Origin of the sequence: Winogradskyella poriferorum (genome assembly GCF_050618035.1) — a bacterium.
In the GTDB taxonomy this organism is placed as follows: domain Bacteria; phylum Bacteroidota; class Bacteroidia; order Flavobacteriales; family Flavobacteriaceae; genus Winogradskyella; species Winogradskyella poriferorum_A.
Genome location: NZ_JBODPY010000243.1, coordinates 1 through 220 on the forward strand (window position 1 = coordinate 1; position 220 = coordinate 220).

General features: G+C 35.5%; 1 protein-coding gene. It reads right to left on the minus strand.

What is annotated here, in order from left to right; genetic code table 11:
• Positions 1-220 (minus strand): hypothetical protein (locus tag ACRHOC_RS15635; RefSeq protein WP_431159496.1); only part of this gene is annotated, 220 nt, incomplete at both ends.

Below are 220 nucleotides of genomic sequence, written 5' to 3' on the forward strand. Positions count from 1 at the left end.
CAGTTCCAATCTCTGGAATACTTGCTACAGACATATCCAATTGTTGTAAAACACGTTTGTTTTCTTCTAGGCCAGAATGTGGCATTGAGGTTGGCATTAGTAGAAATGATCCTTCGTTTAATGATGGCATAAACTCTTTGCCTGTATTTTTCATTATGAAAAATCCTGCGATGACTATTCCTGTTGGTACGGATAAAAACAATAGTTTATTATCTAGACA